At 74.5% G+C, this 18,299-nt stretch carries 15 protein-coding genes; 7 read left to right on the plus strand and 8 right to left on the minus strand.

Going from position 1 to position 18,299, the window contains the following annotated elements; genetic code table 11:
* Positions 1 to 217 precede the first annotated feature (217 nt).
* From ACZ42X_RS05840 to ACZ42X_RS05860, 5 genes are read left to right on the plus strand one after another with little or no spacing between them, the layout of a single operon-like run.
* On the plus strand, positions 218 to 2,947 hold the full coding sequence (locus ACZ42X_RS05840; RefSeq protein ID WP_468284687.1) for a sensor histidine kinase: 2,730 nt from the start codon (positions 218 to 220) through the stop codon (positions 2,945 to 2,947).
* Positions 2,944 to 3,432 carry a roadblock/LC7 domain-containing protein gene (locus tag ACZ42X_RS05845; RefSeq protein ID WP_468284689.1) on the plus strand — a complete coding sequence of 163 codons (489 nt, stop codon included), beginning with the start codon at positions 2,944 to 2,946 and terminating at the stop codon, positions 3,430 to 3,432. The genes ACZ42X_RS05840 and ACZ42X_RS05845 overlap by 4 nt, the downstream gene beginning before the upstream one ends.
* On the plus strand, positions 3,432 to 3,851 hold the full coding sequence (locus ACZ42X_RS05850; RefSeq protein WP_468284691.1) for a DUF742 domain-containing protein: 420 nt from the start codon (positions 3,432 to 3,434) through the stop codon (positions 3,849 to 3,851). The genes ACZ42X_RS05845 and ACZ42X_RS05850 overlap by 1 nt, the downstream gene beginning before the upstream one ends.
* The gene (locus ACZ42X_RS05855; RefSeq protein WP_468284693.1) at positions 3,832 to 4,476 is read left to right on the plus strand and encodes a GTP-binding protein; all 645 of its coding nucleotides are present in this window, start codon (positions 3,832 to 3,834) and stop codon (positions 4,474 to 4,476) included. The genes ACZ42X_RS05850 and ACZ42X_RS05855 overlap by 20 nt, the downstream gene beginning before the upstream one ends.
* A gap of 30 nt (positions 4,477 to 4,506) precedes the next feature.
* Positions 4,507 to 5,742 (plus strand): styrene monooxygenase/indole monooxygenase family protein, encoded by a 1,236-nt coding sequence (locus ACZ42X_RS05860; RefSeq protein WP_468284695.1) that lies wholly within the window; start codon positions 4,507 to 4,509, stop codon positions 5,740 to 5,742.
* Here the strand turns inward: ACZ42X_RS05860 and ACZ42X_RS05865 are convergent.
* The 7 genes from ACZ42X_RS05865 to ACZ42X_RS05895 all read right to left on the minus strand — a co-directional run bounded on the left by ACZ42X_RS05865 (position 5,729) and on the right by ACZ42X_RS05895 (position 15,587).
* A complete protein-coding gene (locus tag ACZ42X_RS05865; RefSeq protein WP_468284697.1) occupies positions 5,729 to 6,916 on the minus strand; it encodes a C40 family peptidase in 1,188 nt (395 codons plus the stop codon). The genes ACZ42X_RS05860 and ACZ42X_RS05865 overlap by 14 nt on opposite strands.
* 76 nt (positions 6,917 to 6,992) lie before the next feature.
* Complete coding sequence (locus ACZ42X_RS05870) at positions 6,993 to 9,197, minus strand: protein kinase domain-containing protein (RefSeq protein ID WP_468284699.1); 2,205 nt, start codon at positions 9,195 to 9,197, stop codon at positions 6,993 to 6,995.
* A gap of 2 nt (positions 9,198 to 9,199) precedes the next feature.
* Complete coding sequence (locus ACZ42X_RS05875) at positions 9,200 to 11,434, minus strand: outer membrane protein assembly factor BamB family protein (protein WP_468284701.1); 2,235 nt, start codon at positions 11,432 to 11,434, stop codon at positions 9,200 to 9,202.
* Positions 11,435 to 11,507: 73 nt separating this feature from the next.
* On the minus strand, positions 11,508 to 13,544 hold the full coding sequence (locus tag ACZ42X_RS05880; protein ID WP_468284703.1) for a protein kinase domain-containing protein: 2,037 nt from the start codon (positions 13,542 to 13,544) through the stop codon (positions 11,508 to 11,510).
* 27 nt (positions 13,545 to 13,571) lie between these two features.
* Positions 13,572 to 13,859 carry a hypothetical protein gene (locus ACZ42X_RS05885; RefSeq protein WP_468284705.1) on the minus strand — a complete coding sequence of 96 codons (288 nt, stop codon included), beginning with the start codon at positions 13,857 to 13,859 and terminating at the stop codon, positions 13,572 to 13,574.
* A 10-nt stretch (positions 13,860 to 13,869) separates the two neighbouring features.
* On the minus strand, positions 13,870 to 14,613 hold the full coding sequence (locus tag ACZ42X_RS05890) for a TetR/AcrR family transcriptional regulator (RefSeq protein WP_468284707.1): 744 nt from the start codon (positions 14,611 to 14,613) through the stop codon (positions 13,870 to 13,872).
* Positions 14,614 to 14,651: 38 nt separating this feature from the next.
* Complete coding sequence (locus tag ACZ42X_RS05895) at positions 14,652 to 15,587, minus strand: AurF N-oxygenase family protein (protein WP_468284709.1); 936 nt, start codon at positions 15,585 to 15,587, stop codon at positions 14,652 to 14,654.
* 159 nt (positions 15,588 to 15,746) lie between these two features.
* Between ACZ42X_RS05895 and ACZ42X_RS05900 the strand changes: the two genes are divergently transcribed.
* A complete protein-coding gene (locus tag ACZ42X_RS05900) occupies positions 15,747 to 16,874 on the plus strand; it encodes a ferritin-like domain-containing protein (protein WP_468284711.1) in 1,128 nt (375 codons plus the stop codon).
* 103 nt (positions 16,875 to 16,977) lie between these two features.
* Entirely contained in the window at positions 16,978 to 17,805 is an 828-nt protein-coding gene (locus ACZ42X_RS05905) for a hypothetical protein (protein ID WP_468284713.1), read from the plus strand.
* A gap of 18 nt (positions 17,806 to 17,823) precedes the next feature.
* On the opposite strand, the gene ACZ42X_RS05910 is transcribed toward ACZ42X_RS05905, so the two are convergent.
* The gene (locus ACZ42X_RS05910) at positions 17,824 to 18,291 is read right to left on the minus strand and encodes a DUF3291 domain-containing protein (RefSeq protein WP_468284715.1); all 468 of its coding nucleotides are present in this window, start codon (positions 18,289 to 18,291) and stop codon (positions 17,824 to 17,826) included.
* Positions 18,292 to 18,299 lie beyond the last annotated feature (8 nt).

Below are 18,299 nucleotides of genomic sequence, written 5' to 3' on the forward strand. Positions count from 1 at the left end.
CGGATTCCGGGCCTCCGGGCGAGTTGTTCGCCAACTCCGGAGTGTTGTTCACTCGTTCGGGTGGCGGAGTGGCCGATGCGTGCTGCCTACCCAAAAGCGCTGGAATGGTCGGAAGCCGTACCAGGGGTACGTGAGGTACCAGGGGTGGGCCATCGACGCGGGTGAGCGGCCGTCACCTCTGCTTCATGGGTGGACGAGTTCAAGAATGTGAGCACCGGTGCAGAAGCGCAGTGACACTCCCGGCGACCCTCAGCAGGCACCGGGCGGCCGCCGCGTGCGGGTCCGCAGCCGGCTCGTGGCCGGCGTGGCGCTCGTCGGCATCACCGTCATCGGGGCGGGCACCCCTGCCGTCCTCACCGCCTCGGCGGACCTCAACGACTCCCAGCGGCTGGTGACGCTCGCCCAGCTCAACCGGCAGGCCGTCACCCTCGCCCACTCGCTCGCCGACGAGCGCGACGAGGTCACCGCGTACCTCGCGGGCGGGCGGGCGGAGAAGGACCCGGGCAAGGCCGTCGGCGCCGAGCACACCGCCCGCGTCGACCGGCAGATCGACGAGCTCACCGCCGACGGCTCCGACGCGCCCGCCGACCTGCGCCGGCAGCTCGACGCCGTGCCCGCCCTGCGGAGCGCCGCGCTCACCGGCAAGGGCACCGCCATGGAGGCCTACCGCGCCTACACGGAGGTCATCGTCCGCCTCCAGGCGCTCGCCGCCGAGCTCGCCGACCAGACCCCCGCCCGCGCCGCCGACGCCGGGACCCGCGCCGCCGCCCAGCTCGGCCACGCCACCGAACAGGCCTCCGCCACCCGCGGCCTGCTCCTCGCCGCCCTCGCCGTCCCCGGTGAGAAGAACGGCGGCACGACCGTCTACGACCCCGCCACCGGGCGTTTCGTCGAGCGGGAAGACCCCGCCGCCGCCGAAGCCGACCGCACGCGGGACGCGCTCAGCGCCGCCGCCCAGCAGGCCCGCGTCCGCGAACAGGCGGCCCTCGCCGACTTTGGCCGGGACGCCTCGCCCGCCGCCCGTGACCGGCTCGCCGGCACCGTCACCGGCCCCGAGGTCAAGAGCGCCGAGGGCTACCTCGACCGCCTCACCGACCAGCCCAAGCTGTCGGGCGCCGACCGGAAGACCGACGAGGAGAAGGCCGCCGCCGCGCTCACCGCCCGCATCGAGCAGATGCGCGGTGTCGAGTCCGCCCTCGCCACCGGCGAGGTCGCCCGCATGGAACGGCTGCGCGACGACGACGTCACCGCGCTGGAGCTGCGCATCGCGCTCCTCGGCGGCTGCCTGCTGATCGCGATCGGCGTCTCCACCGCCGTCGCCCGCACGCTCACCCGGCCGCTCGCCGTGCTGCGCATCGGCGCCGCGCGTGTCGCCGCCGCGCCCGAGGTGGAGGAGCCGGTCCGCTTCACCGGCCGCAACGACGAGTTCGCCCAGGTCGTACGGTCCCTCAACACGCTGCACGGCAAGCTCCTCGACCTCGGCTCGCGCGCCGAGGCGCTGGACGCCGAGCGCGCGGACGCGGTCGCCGCCCGCGAGGCGCTCGCCGCCGAACTGGCCGGGCAGCGCGCCGAGCTGCGCGAGCGGACCGCCGAGGTCACCGCGGAGCTGGAGCGGCTGCGGCACAGCGTCCACCACACCTTCGTGAACCTCTCGCTGCGCACGCTCGGCCTCGTCGAGCGGCAGCTCGCCGTCATCGAGGGCCTGGAGGACCGCGAGCAGGACCCGGAGCGGCTCGCCACCCTCTTCAAGCTCGACCACCTCGCCACGGTCATGCGGCGCCACAGCGAGAACCTGCTGGTCCTCGCCGGGCACGAGCACAACCACGCGCACCAGGGCCCGGTGCCGCTGGTGGACGTGCTGCGCGCCGCCGTCAGCGAGATCGAGCGGTACGAGCGCGTCACGATCCAGTCGCTGCCGCCGCACGCGTACGTCGCCGGATTCGCCGCCGACGACCTGAGCCACCTGCTCGCCGAACTGCTGGAGAACGCCACCTCCTTCTCGCCGCCGGACGCCAAGGTCCAGCTCTCCGGCTGGCTGCTGGAGAGCGGCGAGGTCATGCTCTCCGTCCAGGACGAGGGCATAGGGATGACCGAGGGCCGGCTCGCCGAGCTCAACGCCCGCCTCGCCGACCCCGACCCGGCCGACGGCCACGACCCGGAGGCCGAGGAGGGCGAGGGGCTCGGGCTGCGGGTGGCCGCGCTGCTGGCGGCGCGGCACGGCGTCCGCGTACAGCTGCGTGAGCAGAAGCAGGGCGGTGTCACGGCGGTCGTCGTGCTGCCGAAGGCGCTGCTGCCCACGGCACCGCAGCCCGTCGCGGGGCCCGCGGCCACGGTGAACCTGCCCGGTTCCGTCGCCGAGGCCAACTCCAACGCGCTGCCGGGCGGCCGGGCCGCCGTCCGCGACGTGCCGGCTGCGGCTCCGGACACGGCTCCGGAGGCCGATCCGCTGGTGGAGGCGGCGGAGTCGGCCATCCGCGAGGCGGAGGAGGCCGAGGAGGCGGAGGAGACGCAGGAAGCCGAGGAGCCGCGGGAGCCGGAGGAGACGGACGCGGCGGACCAGTACCTCACGGTCGCCGAGGCCACCCTCCAGGTGCGCGCCCCGCGCCCGCCGGACGACGAGGCATCAGACGAGGAGTCCGACGAGGCATCCGCCGATGCGGACGACGAGACGGACGACGATGCGGACGACGAGTCCCAGCCCCAGCGCCTCACCGACAAGGGCCTGCCCAAGCGCACACCCAAGATCGTGACGACGTCCGAGCCGCGTACCGAGCGCAAGGGCGGCGTCGACGCCGAGGCGCTCCGCCGCCGGCTCGGCGGGTTCCACCGCGGCGCCCTGGAAGGGCGCCGCGACGCCGAGGCCGAGATCGCCGAGGCGGCAGTACGTACAGGAGACAACGACCAGACCGAACGGACGGGGGACACAGTCGAGGAGGCACGCAGTTGACTGCGACGACCGGCACACCCGGGCTGAGCAGCGAAGCCCGTAATCTGCACTGGCTGCTGGGGAACCTCGTCGAGGAGGTGCCAGGAGTCCGTTCCGTAGCCGTGGTCTCGTCCGACGGGCTGCTCCTGCTCTCGTCCGACCCCGAGGGCACCACCCCCGCCGCCCCCTCCCCGCGCCGTTCCGACGGCCCGCGGGGCTCCAGCGCGGACCTCGCCACCATCGTCTCCGGCCTCGGCAGCCTCACCATCGGCGCCGCGAAGCTCATGGACGGCGGCGGGGTGAAGCAGACCATGGTCGCCATGGAGGAGGGCAGCGTGTTCGTGATGTCCATCAGCGACGGCTCGCTGCTCGGCGTGCACGCCACGCCCGACTGCGACATGAGCGTCATCGCGTACCACATGGCGCTCTTCGTCGGCCGTGCCGGACACGTCCTCACCCCCGAACTCCGCAGTGAACTGCGCAAGTCGATGGAGGCCGCCCAGTGATGTCCGCCGCTGCCGCGTCCGCCGCCGGCAAACTGCCGATACGCGGCGAGGGCCGGCGCCCCGCCCGCGTCCGCCCGTACTCGCTGACCGGCGGCCGCACCCGCTTCGGTCACGTGCTGCTCGTGGAGACGTTCGTCGCCGCGCTCGAAGCCTCGGAAGAGCGCAGGGAGCTGGCGAACGGCGGCGGCCCGGGGCTCCGGGTGATGCCGGAGATGCGGGCCATCGTCGAGCTCTGCCGCCGGATGCGTACGGTCGCGGAGATCTCCGCGCTGCTGAAGATGCCGTTGGGTGTCGTCCGGGTGCTGCTCAGCGACCTGGCCGACCAGGGAAAGATACGTGTGTACGGGACCAAGCACGGCACCGGCCGGCCCGACCGCGCACTGCTCGAAAGGGTGCTGGGTGGACTCCGCCGTCTCTGACGTCGTCCGCGACGACAGGCTCCGCGACGACACGCTCCGCGACGAGGGGCTCCAGGCCTGGGAGCTCGACCGGACCCGCGCTCCCATCGCCACCAAGGTCGTCGTGGCGGGCGGATTCGGCGTCGGCAAGACGACCTTCGTCGGGTCGGTCTCCGAGATCACCCCGCTCCAGACCGAAGCGCTGATGACCCAGGCCAGCGCGGAGACGGACGACCTCGCCGCCACGCCCGGCAAGACCACGACGACCGTCGCCATGGACTTCGGCCGCATCACGCTCGACGACGACCTCGTGCTGTACGTCTTCGGTACGCCGGGCCAGCAGCGGTTCTGGTTCATGTGGGACGACCTGGTGCGCGGGGCGATCGGTGCGATCGTGATGGCCGACACACGGCGGCTGAAGGACTGCTTCCCGGCGCTCGACTACTTCGAGAGCTGCGGGCTGCCGTACGTCGTGGCCGTGAACCACTTCGAGGGGACGGAGCTGTTCGAGGCGGAGGACGTCCGGGAGGCGCTGACCGTGCCGCCCGACGTACCGATCGTGATCATGGACGCCCGGAAGCGGAACACGGTCGTCGAGTCGCTGCTGACGCTGGTCGCCCGCGCGCTCGAAACCACCCCCGAGTAACCCCGAGCAACGAGTAAGGAACCCCTCCCGATGCGGAAGATACTCATCGTCGGAGCCGGTCAGTCCGGTCTCCAGCTGGCCCTCGGACTCCAGTCGCAGGGGTACGAGGTCACCCTGATGTCCAACCGCACGGCGGACGAGATCCGGGCCGGCCGGGTCATGTCGACGCAGTGCATGTTCCACACGGCGCTCCAGCACGAGCGGGACCTCGGCATCAACTTCTGGGAGACGCAGGCCCCGAAGATCGAGGGCCTCGGCGTCTCCGTCGCGGGGCCGGAGTCCCAGAGGGTGATCGACTGGGTCGGGAAGCTCGACGGGTACGCGCAGTCCGTCGACCAGCGCGTGAAGATGGCCGGCTGGATGGAGACCTTCGCCCAGCGCGGCGGCCAGCTGGTGATCCACGGCGCGGCCGTCTCCGACCTCGACTACTTCTCGCGCACGTACGACCTGGTGCTGGTCTCGGCCGGCAAGGGCGAGCTCGTGTCGATGTTCGAGCGCGATGCCGCCCGCTCCCCGTACGCCGAGCCGCAGCGCGCCCTGGCGGTCGCGTACGTCCACGGGCTCGGCCCGCGCCCGGAGCACCCGGAGTTCGAGGCCGTGCGGTGCAACCTGGTGCCGGGCGTCGGCGAGATGTTCATCATGCCGACCCTCACCACGTCCGGCCGGGCCGACATCCTCTTCTGGGAGGGCCTCCCGGGCGGGCCGCTGGACGTCTTCCAGGGCGTCAAGGACCCCGGCGAGCACCTTGCGCTCACGCTGGAGCTGATGGAGAAGTTCCTGCCGTGGGAGTACGCGCGGGCGACGAAGGTCGAACTGACCGACGCCGGCGGCACGCTCTCCGGCCGCTACGCCCCGACCGTCCGCAAGCCGATCGGCCGGCTGCCCGGCGGCGGCCTGGTGCTCGGCGTCGCGGACGTCGTCGTCGCCAACGACCCGATCACCGGCCAGGGCTCCAACTCGGCGTCCAAGTGCGCGGCGTCGTACCTCGACTCGATCGTGTCGCACGGCGACCGGCCGTTCGACGAGGCCTGGATGCAGCAGACGTTCGACCGCTACTGGGAGACGGCGCAGCACGTCACCAAGTGGACCAACGCCATGCTGGGCGTCCCGCCGGAGCACGTGCTGAACCTGATCGGCGCGGCCGGGCAGCTCCCGCCGGTGGCGGACCGCTTCGCCAACGGCTTCAACGACCCGGCCGACTTCGAGAACTTCTTCTACGAGCCGGAGAAGACCGCCGCCTACCTCGCCTCGGTCAGCGGGTCGTAGCGTCGTAACCCTCGTCCGAGCCCGTCGACGCGTCCGTCGGCAGGCTCGGCGGGGTGTACGCGCGCAGGGGGCGGGCGTCCGGGTCCGGGCGGACCGCGCCCAGCAGGGGGTTCGCGGCGAGCGGGGAGACCTTGACGCGGGCGCCGGGGCGCGGGGCCTGGATCACCTTGCCGTCGCCGAGGTAGATCGCCACGTGCGTGGCCTTCGGGAAGTAGATCACCAGGTCGCCGGGGCGCAGCGCGCGCAGCGGGACCTTCGGGAGGGTGCGCCACTGCTCCTGGCTGGTGCGCGGGATCGGGCGGCCCGCCGTCGCCCAGGCGCGTGAGGTGAGGCCCGAGCAGTCGAAGGAGTCCGGGCCCTCCGCGCCCCACTCGTACGGCTTGCCGATCTGTCCGGCCGCGAACTCCAGCGCTTCGTCGCCCTCCTCCGACGGGGTCAGGGCGGCGTCCGGCGCGCCCGCCGCGAGCAGCTCCTCCTGGGCGTCGGCGGTCTGGGCGTCCTCCAGGGCCGTCACCTCCGCCAGTTGCTCGTCGGTGAGGGAGGCGAGCAGCTCCTCGACCTCCCTCAGCCGCGCCACGGCCTCGTCGCGGGCCTCGCGCTGCCGCTCCGCGAGGGCCCGTTCCCGGTCCAGCGCGCGGCGCGACGCCGCCGCCAGCGCGTCGGCCCGCCGCTCGCCGCGCTCCAGGCGCGCGACCGTCGCGGCCTGCTCGCGCGCGGCCCGCCGCATCACGTGGGCCTGGTCGAGCGCGTGGTCCGGGTCGCGGGCGAGCAGCAGCCGCAGGGAGGCGGAGAAGTCCGTACGCCCCTGGTACTGCGCCCGCGCCAGCCGTCCCGCGTCCGCCCGGCCGCGCGCCAGCTCCTCGCGGGCCTTGTCCAGGTCACCGGTCAGCCGCCCGGTCTCGGCGGTGTGCGCCGCGAGCGCCTCCTCGGTGGCGTTGTACGCCTCGGTCGCCTCCTCCGCCCGCTGATACAGCGTGCGCAGGCGGGCGAGCAGTTCGGCCACCCTCGGTTCGGCGGCCGTCGGCTCGTCAGCCGTCGGCTCGTCGGCCGTCGACCCGGTGGCCGCCGGCTCGTCGGGTACGGGCTCGGCCGCGACCGGTGGGGCGCCGGCGGCGATCAGCACCGCCGCCGCCACCGCCGCCGTACAGACGCTCCGCAGCAATCGTCCTGACACGTCGTCACCTCCGCCGCCCATCCTGCGGCGGCAATGGTGCGAATAACTGATTACTGGGCGTTCCGGGGCATCGTGTTCACCCGACAGGCAGCGCCGAGACCGTCGCGCCGTGCGCCACGTACAACGTCCCGTCCCCGAGCAGCAGTCCGCCGATCGCGCTGCCGTCCGGCGTCGTGGGGCGGAAACTCCATGGGGGCCGGTGGGTGCCTGTGTCCACCGCGAGCAGCGGCTGACGGGGGTCGGCGGTGCCGACGTACACCATGCCGCGATGGACGAGCGGAGCCGTGTCCACGTCCGACGGCAGGGCGTACTGGTGGCTCCACAGGGGCCTGCCGGCAGCGGCGTCGAGGGCGATGAGGCTGTACATCCACTCACCCGGGACGCCCGGCCGGGCGCCGTCGATCGCGACGACGTACAGGACGCCGTCCGCCACCCTCGGCGCGCCGTAGAGGTGCTGAGCCGGCTGGGGGGCGACCTCGCGGTCCGCGCCCCAGCGCCACGCGATCCTCCCCGTCGCCGCCTCCAGGGCGACGATCTCGGGGCCGGCCACGTGGACCCGGCCGGCCGCCGCCGTGGCGGGACCCAGCGTGTCGAGCACCGGCATCCCCGCGTGGCCCCGCGTGAAGACCGTCGTGCGCCAGCGCACGGTCCCGTCGCCCCGGCCGAGACCGACGACCTCCCGCTCCCCGAAGGCGCAGACCAGCACATCCCCCGAGACCGCGGCCGGGAACGGGCGCGGATCGTTCTCACCGGCGAAGCGGCGCAGCCACAACCGTCGCCCGGTGCGCAGCTGATACGCGGCGAGGTCGTAGGCCGGGGAGAGGCCGGCCATGAAGTCGCTCGCGTGGAGGTACGCCACCTCCGGGTCGCCCGTCGACGCGATCACCGGCTGGTCGAGCGGCGGCTCGCGCAGCTCGCCGCTCACCGGTGACAGCTTGCCGGTCCTGGGTTCCAGGACCAGCACGGCCGCCTCCAGCGATGTCACCCGCCGGGCCAGCAGCCGGTCGCCGAGGACGGTCACCGTGCGCGCCGGGCCCTGCCACAGCCCCTTGCCCGTCCGTGTGTCGACGCCGTACAGCGCCTCCTCGCCGGAGAGCACGAGCACCCTGTCGGCCAGCGCGACCGGCTTGACGTCGTCCTCGGCGCGGTACGTCCACCGCGGCTCGGGGCCGAGGCCGGGCGCCCGCGACGGCTTCGGCGACGAGCGGCCGCCCGCGCCCGCGCCCGGCCGCGTGAAGCGGTAGGCGGCCCACGCGGCGCCGCCCGCCGCCACGACGGCGATGCCCCCGCCCACCAGCAGCCGGCGGCGCGAAAGCCCGCGCGGCGGCCCCTCGCCGGGCACCGGCGGTACGGCCCCGTCCCCCGGCTCGGGCGCCGGCAGCCGTACCGGTGCCGCGGCCTGCCACACCGCGGCCGAGCGCCGCGCGATGTCCGCCAGCAACGACAGGGGCAGCAGCTCCGCGAACGGCTCCGCCGGGGCGGCGAGCAGCCCCGCCAGCTCGCCCGGGCCCGGCCGCTCGCCGGGCTCCTTCGCCAGGCACCGCTCCAGCGGCATCCGCAGCGCGTCCGGCAGCCCGCGCAGGTCGGGGTCGCTGTACCGGATGCGGTAGAGCACGTCCGCCGCCTCCTCGCCCGGGAAGGGGCCGTGCCCCGTCGCCGCGTACACCAGCACCCCGGCGAGCGCGAACACATCGCCGGGCGGCCCGTGTTCGCGCCCCGCCGCCTGCTCCGGCGACATGTACGACGGTGTGCCGAAGACCTGCCCGGTCTTGGTCAGCCGCCGCGCGCCGAGCGCCCGCGCGATGCCGAAGTCGATGACGCGCGGCCCGGCCGCCGTCACCAGCACGTTCGACGGCTTCAGGTCCCGGTGGACGAGCCCCGCGCGGTGGATGTCGTCGAGCGCGCGGCCCAGCGCTGCGCCCAGCGCCCGGACCGCCGCCTCCGGCAGCGGGCCGTGCACCGCGACCGCGTCGGCCAGCGCCGGGCCGAGGACGTAGTCGGTGGCCAGCCACGGCAGCGCGCCCTGCGTGTCGGCGTCCACGACGGCCGCGCCGTGCCGGGCGCCGATGACGCGGGCGGCCGCCGCCTCCAGCCGGAAGCGGGCGCGGAACTCCGGCTCCCGGGCGAAGCGCGCGTGCACGGTCTTCAGCGCCACGATCCGGCCGCCCGCCGACCGCGCCAGGAACACCGTGCCCATGCCGCCGCCGCCCAGCCGGCCCAGCAGCGTGAACGGCCCCAAGCGCTCGGGATCGTCGTGGCGGAGGGGGGACGTGATCGACACGGTCACCCCAGGGGGAGCGCGTAGACGTCCAGGCCCTGCCAGACCACCACCCGGTCGCGCAGGGCGACCCCCGCCCACGCCGACGTGAACTTCTCGCTCACCCCCGCGAACTTCCACAGCACCTCGCCGTTGTCGGCGGCGAGCGCCGTGACGGACTGGCTGTCCCCGGTCAGCAGGGTGCGTCCGGCCGGGTCGGCGAAGAGCGTCACGCCGGCCAACAGGCCCTCCATGTCCGCCTCGCGCATGTCCTTCGACCGCCAGCGCTGTCTGCCGGTCCGTGCGTCCAGGGCGTGGACGTACGAGGTGCCGGAGGTGTAGACCGTGTCGCCGCGCGGCAGCACGATGCCGACGCTGTTCAGGACGTCCCCCACCCACAGCTCCTTGCCGGTCGTGGCGTCGTACGCCCGCAGCCTCTCCACGTTCGCGTACACCCGCCCGTCGGGCACGGCCCAGGCCTCGTGGAAGGCCATCACGCGGCCCAGCGGCCGGCGCCACACCGGCTTTCCGGTGTCACGGCGGAACGCCGCGAACTCCGACGCGCCCTCGCCCGCCACCCCGCCCGGCTGCTCACGGCGCACGAGCACCTGGCCCGGCTGCACCGCGCCCGTCACCCCTTTGGCGCGGTCGTCGCCCGGATAGCCCGGGGGCAGCGCCGCGCGCCACACCTCCCGGCGGGCGACGGCGTCGTAACAGATGAGGAAGGGGCCGTTGTACTTGCGGGCGCGGGCCTTGCTCACGGTGGCGGTCAGCCAGACGCGGGTGCCGTCCGTGCCCAGGAACTCGCCGATCTCCAGGACGCGGGCGGATGTGGTGACGGCGTACGCCGGGTCCGTGAAGCGGACGGTGCCGTCGGCCATGACCAGCTGGGCCAGTCCCCGCTGGGTGGGGAAGACGGCGAGTCCGCCGTCGATGAGGACGGGGCGCGCGCCGAGCGTGAAGAGCGGCTGCTGCCAGGCCGGCCGCCCGGTCCGCAGGTCGAGGCCGATGACGGCTCCCGCCACCGGCAGGAGCAGGATCCTGTCCTGCCAGACGACCGGCTCGGCGAAGAGGCCGTCGTGGTCGGACTTGTCGATGCGGTAGTGCCACAGGGCGGCGGGCGGAGTCCCGGGGACCCGCTTCCGGCGCGGCTTCGGCGGCGCGGCGGCGGGCTTCTCGTCACCCTTCAGGGCCCAGGTGCCCGCCGCCCCGGCCGCGAGCCCCGCCGCCCCGGCGAGCCCGGCGGTCAGCAGCTGCCTGCGGGTCGCCGGGCGGGGCGCCGGCCGGTCGGCCGCCGTCTTGGGCGGGTGCGCCGGGCGCGGAGGCGGGGGAGGCGGCACCGCGGGCAGCAGCCCCGTGCCCGCGCCCCCATCCAGCGCCATCACCTCGGCCGCCTCCGCCGCGACCCGCGTCACCAGCGCGGCCGGCAGCCAGCCGTCGTCCTCCCGCAGCAGCGCGGCCGCGCCGCCGGGCGCGAACCCGGCCGCGACCACCTCGGCCTCGGGCCGCAGCGCCGGGTCCTTCTCCAGGCAGCGCGCGAGCAGCGGGCGCAGACGGGGCGGTACGGCCCCGAGGTCGGGCGGCGCGTCGGCGACACCGCGCGCCGGGTCGCCGCCGTCCGGGAAGGGGCCGCGCCCGGTCGCCGCGTACACCAGCAGCATGCCGAGCACGAAGATGTCGGACGCCGGGCCGGGCGCGGCGCCGCCGACCTGTTCGGGTGTCAGGAAGTCGAGTGTCAGGGCCGGCCGGCCGCCGTCCGTGACCGTGGCGGCGGACGCGGCGGCGAGCGGTCCGAAGCCGCTCAGCCTGGGGCCGTCCGCCGTGAGCAGCACCGTGTGCGGGGCGAGCCCCCGGTGGGCGCCGCCGGGGCCGGTGTGCAGCACGGCGAGCGTCTCGGCGAGCGCTGCGCCCAGGCAGCGCACGGTCAGCTCGGGAAGCGGGCCGTGTACGCCGACGGCGGTGCCCAGCGGTACTCCGGGGACGTACGCGGTGGCCAGCCAGGGCTCGTCCGGGTCGGGGCCGACGTCCAGGACGGGCACGGTCCAGCCGCCGGTGAGCCGCCCGGCCAGCTCGGCCTCGGCGCGGAACCGCTTGCGGAAGGCGGCAGAGCTTATGAGCCGGGCGTGCGGCACCTGGAGCGTCGCGGTGCGCCCGGTGGCGTCGCGGGCGAGGTACTGCCGGGTGGTGGCGGACTCGGCGGCCCTGGCCAGCAGGGTGTACGGCCCGATCTCACGCGGATCCTCGTCCCGCAGCGGCTCCACGTGCCCCTCCAGCCCCAACGCCCTTGCACGTCCGGGTGGTTGACCGGACGTCCCCGCGATCAGCGAGCGTACGTCAGAACGGCGGCAGTGCGTAGAGCCGGGCTCCGCACTGCCACAGCACCGCGCCCCCGGCGGCCGTCCCCGCCCATGCCGTGCCGGAGCCGGCAGCCTGGAAGCGGTACTGCTCCCGCCCGCCGCCCAGCGGCAGCGCGACCACGCCGTCCGCCACGTCCGCGAGCGGCAGGTACACGCCGCCGGCGACCGTGAACGGCGTGGTGGCCGCCGCATAGGTGCCACCGTCGGAGGTGTGCTCCCAGACGTCGGCGCCGCTCGCCGCGTCCAGGCACCGCATGACGTCGCCGTCCGTCACGTACACCCGTGTCCCGACGACCAGTGGCGCGCCGAACCCGCCGGGCGACGCCGGTGCGACCCGCCACCGCTCGGCGCCGTCGCGCAGCGCGACCGCCCGCAGCGCGGGGCCGCCCAGGACGGCCGTGTCCGTGCCGTACGCGGGCGGCAGGGCCCGCGCACCGGTGGGGAGGGTCCAACGGGCGGCGCCCGTACGGGAGTCGAGGGCGTGTACGCGGCCGTCGGCGTCCGCCAGCAGCAGCGCCCCGCGAGGCGCGGCGTGCGCCACGGCGCCGTCGTCGGCCGTGGGCGACGGGGTCTGCCAGAGCAGGGAGCCGTCCCCGGTGCGCACGGCGACGATCCGGTGCGAGGCGTCGAGCGCGTACACGGTGTCCGGGTCGGCCGCGAGGAGCCGCGTGAGCCCGCCCGGGCCGCGCCAGACCTCCTCGCCGGTGCGGGGGCCGAGCGCGAGCAGCGTCCCGTCCGCGCCGAGGAGCAGCGGGCGGGGAGCGGCGACCGGGGGCCGGGCGGCGGCCCGGGTCCAGCGCCGCTCGCCGGTGCGCGGGTCGAGCGCGACGACGGCACCGGGCGCGGCGGCCAGCACCACGTCCCCGGCGGCCGTGGGCCCGAACGGTGGCTCGGGGTCCAGCGTGTCCAGCGACCACAGCGGGCCGGGCACCTCGCCGGGCGCGCCCTTCCAGAGCGGCACCCCGGGCGGCGTTTCCGGGTCGCCGGAGTCGCCGGGGCCGCCGGGGCCACGGGCGAGCCACCACCAGGCCCCGCCGCCCGCGCCGGCCAGCAGGGCGGCGCCGCCCGCCGCGAGGAGGCGCCGCCGCCCGGGCCCCGCGCCGGGTGCCTCGGTGACGCGTACGCCGCTGAGCTCGGCCGCCCGGTGCCGCAGCGCCGCGATGTCGTCCAGCACCGGCTGCGGCAGCCAGCCGCCGCCCCGGGGCGGCTCGGGCCACTCCGCGGCCAGCTCGGCCGCCGTCGGCCGCTCGCCCGGCTCCTTGCGCAGACAGCGCCGTACCGGCTCGCGCAGCGCGGCGGGCACGCCGTCCAGCGCCTGCGGCTCCTCGTGGGCGATGGCGTACGCCGCGAGGTGCTGCCCGGCGGCAAAGGCGTGGTGACCGGTGCTCGCGTAGGTGAGCAAGGCGCCGAGGACGAAGAGGTCGGAGGGCGGCCCGAGTTCCCGGCCCAGCACCTGCTCGGGGGACATGTAGCCCTCCGAGCCGGGCAGCTGGCCGGTGCGCGTCAGCGACGTGGCGCCGAGACGCCGCGCGATGCCGAAGTCCACGACCCGGAGGCCGTCGGCCGTCAGCAGGACGTTCGACGGCTTCAGGTCCCGGTGCACCACCCCCGCCCGGTGCAGGGCCACCAGCGCCCGCGCCAGCATCCCGCCGAGCGCCCGCACGCCCGGCTCCGGGAGCGGACCGCGCCCCTCGACGCACGCCTCCAGCGTCGGCCCGGCCACGAACTCGGTCGCGAACCACGGCACCGGCCCGTCCAGGCCCAGCTCCAGCACCGCCGCCACATAGCGGCTGCGCGCCGCCCGCGCGGTCTCGGCCTCCCGCCGGAAGCGGGCCGTGAAGTCGGCGTCGCCCGCCAGGTCCGCGCGCAGCGTCTTGACCGCCGCCAGCCGGCGCCCGTGCCGCCCCAGGTGGACGGTGCCCATGCCGCCCTCACCGAGCCGGCCGCACAGCTCCCAGCGGCCCAGCCGCCGGGGGTCGCCGGGCAGCGGCGGCCGCATCGGATTCCCCGTCACGCGTGTCCCCCCGTCACAGCGCCGGACCTACGGCCGGTCGTCGCTCCGTCCGGACGGCTTGGACCACGGCCACTTCAGCTCGCGCCGCTCCCGGCCCCCGGGCGCGTACTCGTACTTCCACCCCCGCTGCAGCCCGAGCCGCCTGGTGTACCCGGCCGGTACGCGGCGGTAGGCGTGGACCGTCGCCGGGCCGCCGTCCTCGGCCGGGACGGGGACCACGTACCACTTGGGCGGATGGCCGGTGAGGCCGGTCAGCACCGGCAGGACCCGGCCGTCCAGCGGGCCGCCGTAGAAGGGGGTGTTCTCGCTTCGCACGCCCCCAGTGTCACAGCAGGTGCGCGGCGCCGCCCACCACGGGGACCACGCGCCGCGCCAGCCTGCCCACCGGTCCGTCCGCCGTCTCGCGCGCCAGCAGCGCGGCCACCGCGCGCGCCGTCCCCTCGTCCGTCGCCGCCGTCACCGTCAGCAGCGCCACCAACTGGTCGACCAGCCAGGCGCGCAGCTCGGCGGCGGGCGGCTGCTTGCCCTCGTCCAGCCAGATGAGCGACGCCGCCTCGACCGCCGCTATCCAGGTGCGCACCATCATCCGCAGCCTGGGCCCGGGCTCCGGTACGCCGAGGTGGAGCAGGATCTGCTCGGCGGCGGCGCGCCGCACCTCGTCCACGATCGCCGTGGTCCGGGACGTCTCCGCGACGCTGCCGCCCTGCAGCAGGGCGCTGAACCCGGTGTCGTGCTCGTCGACGAAGGCGAGGTACCGGTCGAGGACGCGCGCGAGCCGCTCAGTCGGCGGGCCCACGGCCGGTTCCGCGAAGCACAGCTCCAGCTCGTCGGCGGCCGACCGCAGGGCCGCCTCGTACAACTCCTGCTTGCCGCCGGGGAAGTAGCGGTACACGAGCGGCCGCGAGACCCCGGCGGCCTCGGCGACGTCGTCCAGCGAGACGTCCTCGGGCGCCCGGTGCGCGAAGAGCGAGAGGGCGACGCCGAGGAGCTGGCTGCGGCGCTCCCCGACGCTGAGGCGTCGGTACGCGGGCGTGGCGGCACTGGACGCGGGCGTGGCGGCACTCGTCATGCCCGCAGCGTAGCCCCGTACGCCCGTTGCACCCCGGCTCAGGCGAGGAGTCCCGAGCTCTTCCAGAGCTTGCGGCCGGGGCCGCGCAGCACGCCGATGTCGTCGAGGAAGTCCGTCAGCCGCTTGGCGCCGGACTGCATGACCTCCCGGCGGTGGCCGCTGGCCCGGACCTGGGCGACGGCCTCGCGGCGGTCCAGGCCGACGTTCTCGTACACCTTCGGGTTGACGAAGCAGACGGAGAAGACGCGGGCCGCCTCGCCGCAGCTGAGCCGGGTGAACTCCTGCTCCCAGCGCGGCGCCGTCACCATCTGGCGGCGCAGCTCCTCGCGGGCGTACCGCACATGGCGCGCCTCCTCGACGACGTGGATGCGGGTGACGCCGCGCACCAGCGTCTGGACGCGCTCGTCGGGGAAGGTCAGGCGCTGCATCCAGTCGAGGATCTCCTCGCCGAGCAGCGTCGCCGCGAACGAACCGGGGGTGGTGGAGACGGTCTTCAGGACGCGCGCGAGGTTGTGGTAGAGCCGGGGCACGGGGTACGTCGGCGCCCCGCCCTTCTGGATCATGCGGGCGAACATCATCGAGTGGCGGCACTCGTCCGCTATCTCGGTGAGCGCGTACCGGACATGGTTGCTGGTGACGGACTTGTCGTAGATGTGCCGCACCAGCAGCTGCATCAGGATGATCTCGAACCAGATGCCGAGGGAGGCGAGCGAGGCGGCCTCGTGGCGGGCCAGGTCCATGCGCTGTTCCTCGGACATCCTCCGCCACAGCGGGGTGTCGTAGAGGGACACCAGCTCCGGCGGCCAGAACCACTTGCCCTCTTCGAGGGGGGCGTCCCAGTCGAGCTCCTTGTCGGGGTCGAAGGAGTGCTTGGCGGAGGATTCGAGCAGGCGCTCGGCGACCTGCTCACGGTCCCGGAGCGGGCCGAGCGCGTCGCGAAGGAGTCGTATGTCGCGTTCGGTCACGGTGGTCATGGTGGACGGCACCTCGCGCAGTTGGGGTTACTGGGGGTCATCCCTTATAAGACTGCGTGTCAGCAAGGCCGTCAATCCCCTGTGCGAGAACTTGTTGACCCGGCGTCTACCACCGTGTGAGCCTGCCAACCACCGCTTGTGCACAGGAAGGAGCCGTCCGTGTCGACGCACGACCTCTACACCGGGACCCCGGGGGAGCGCATATGGGAGGTGCCGGCCTCCGGCGCCGCGCGCTTCAGCTGGGAATACGACGAGGGTCGTGACCGTCTCCTCGCCCTCTACCAGAAGGGCAAGGACAAGCAGTGGGACGGCGCCCTGCGCATCGACTGGGGCCTGGAGGTCGACCCGTACGACCCCCTCGGCACCCCGGACGAGGCGCTCGCCCTCTACCACACGCCCCACTGGGCCAAGATGACCGAAAAGGACCGGTCCGAGCTGCGTAGGCACTACGCCTCCTGGCAGTTCAGCCAGTTCCTCCACGGTGAGCAGGGCGCGATGATCTGCGCCGCCCGGATCGTGGAGTCCGTCCCCGACATGGACGCGAAGTTCTTCTCCGCCACGCAGACGATGGACGAGGCGCGGCACGCCGAGATCTACGGCCGGTTCCTGCACGAGAAGATCGGGATGCTCTATCCCGTCAACGACAACCTGCAGGGCCTGCTGAACGACACCCTGCGCGACTCCCGCTGGGACATGCCCTACCTCGGCATGCAGGTGCTCATCGAGGGTCTGGCGCTCGCCGCCTTCGGCATGATCCGCGACACGACGAACAAGCCGCTGCCCAAGCAGATCCTCGCGTACGTGATGCAGGACGAGGCCCGGCACGTCGCCTTCGGGCGCATGGCGCTGCGCGACTACTACAAGCAGCTGTCGGACGCCGAACTGCGTGAGCGCGAGGAGTTCGTCATCGAGGGCTGCTACCTGATGCGCGACCGGCTGCGCGGGGTGGAGGTGCTGGAGAACTTCGGCGTCTCGAAGAAGGAGGCGGCGCAGGTCGCGGAGGAGTCCGGGACGCTGCGCCTCTTCCGCAAGCTGCTCTTCAGCCGGATCGTGCCCTGCGTCAAGGACATCGGCCTGTGGGGCGAGCGGCTCCAGAAGGCGTACCTCGACCTGGGCGTCTTCGACCTCGGCGACTCGAACCTGGACCTGCTGATGACGCAGGACGAGGAGATCGCCGAACGGCTCGACCGCGAGCGCTTCGCGGCGGAGGAGGCGGAGCGCGTGGCCGAGGTGGCCGAAGCGATCGCCCAGGGCGAGGCCGACGACGGGAGCGCGGGCGCGGCCTGAGCTGTGGGCGTGGGCAGGGCCGGACAGGGCGCGGCCTGAGCCGTGGGCGCGGGCGCGGGTGAGGGCGCGGCCCGCTGTCGTACCCGTGTCGTAGCCTGCGAGCATGAGCATGCCGCCTCCGCCGCACCAGCAGCCGCCCGGTCCGGGCCCGTACGGGCCGCCCCAGCCGTATCCGCCGCAGGCGCACCCGCAGCCGCAGTCGCAGCCCTATCCGCCGCAGCCCGGCGCGTACGGCCCCGGACCCTACGGCCAGGCGCCGGGCCCGTACGGGGCGCCGCCGCCCGCGCCCCGGAAGAAGCGGACCGGGCTCGTCATCGGGATCGTCGCCGGGTCCGTCGCCGTGCTCGGCCTGCTGGCCTGGGTCGGCACGCAGGCCGTCAAGGCCGTCTCCGAGGCCGGTGGCTCCTTCCCGGCCGCCGAGTACAAGCTGACGGCCCCCGTCACCGTGCTGGACGGCACGTACAAGCTGACCAGCGACACCTCCGAGAAGGACGGCAAGGACGTCGAGGCGGAGGACGCGAAGGACCCCAGCGTGCGGGTCACCAAGTCCGTCGTCGCCACCTACACCGGCGAGCCGGGCAGCGCGCTGGTGGTCTCCGGGTTCTACGGGCAGCTCAGGTCCCCGGACCTGACGCGGCGCCAGATCCTGGAGGGCGGCGCGACCGGGCAGGGCACCACCCTCGCCGTGCGGCCGAAGGACTTCAAGCCGTCCGGCGCGGACGTGACCATCAGCTGCCAGGTGACGCGCTCCACGGACATGGGCACGACGAGCACCCTGCCGATGTGCGCCTGGGGCGACGGCAACACCGCCTCCTTCGTCGCCCTGGTCACGCCGGAGATCGCGGAGCAGCAGCCGGAGGACGTCGACCTGGCCGCGCTCGCCGAGACGACCGCGAAGGTGCGCGCGGAGCTCCGCAAGCCGCTGGGCTGAGCCGGGCGACTCGGGCCGTCAGCCCAGGTCCGCTCCCGGCGGGAAGGTGGTGCGCAGGGTGAAGGCATGCGGTGTCGGGCCGTGCTCCCGGAGGTGGATCAGGCGCTTCTCGGCCTCCTCCACCGTGGGGCGGTGGCCCGCCTCCACCCACCACAGCGCGGTCATCGCCTCCTTGATCCGCTCGAACCACTCGTTGCGGCGGCTGAGCAGCTCTCGGTGCCGCCCCGCGTACATGAAGGTGGTCAGGGCGTCGACGTCCCGCCACACCGACAGGTTGACGATCAGCCACTCGTCCCCGAACACCGGCACGTCCGTGGCGTTGCCGCCCTCGCTCTGCAGCCGCCACACGAAGCCGTCCGCCGCGTCGGCCACCGCGTTCACCGGGTCGAGCGCGTCGACGAAGTCCTTCAACTCGGGGGAGTCGAGCGGAGACTTGAGGCGGGAGATGTTCACCTGGGCGAGTTCGTAAGCGGGTTCAGTCGACATGGGCGCAC

Source organism: Streptomyces sp. NPDC030862 (genome assembly GCF_055571835.1).

Excerpts from the sequence above, each read along its gene's own strand:
- ACZ42X_RS05850 (WP_468284691.1), top strand. The coding sequence starts at position 3,432 with ATGTCCGCCGCTGCCGCGTCCGCCGCCGGCAAACTGCCGATACGCGGC.
- ACZ42X_RS05860 (WP_468284695.1), top strand. The coding sequence starts at position 4,507 with ATGCGGAAGATACTCATCGTCGGAGCCGGTCAGTCCGGTCTCCAGCTG.
- ACZ42X_RS05890 (WP_468284707.1), bottom strand. The coding sequence starts at position 14,613 with ATGACGAGTGCCGCCACGCCCGCGTCCAGTGCCGCCACGCCCGCGTAC.
- ACZ42X_RS05895 (WP_468284709.1), bottom strand. The coding sequence starts at position 15,587 with ATGACCACCGTGACCGAACGCGACATACGACTCCTTCGCGACGCGCTC.
- ACZ42X_RS05905 (WP_468284713.1), top strand. The coding sequence starts at position 16,978 with ATGAGCATGCCGCCTCCGCCGCACCAGCAGCCGCCCGGTCCGGGCCCG.
- ACZ42X_RS05910 (WP_468284715.1), bottom strand. The coding sequence starts at position 18,291 with ATGTCGACTGAACCCGCTTACGAACTCGCCCAGGTGAACATCTCCCGC.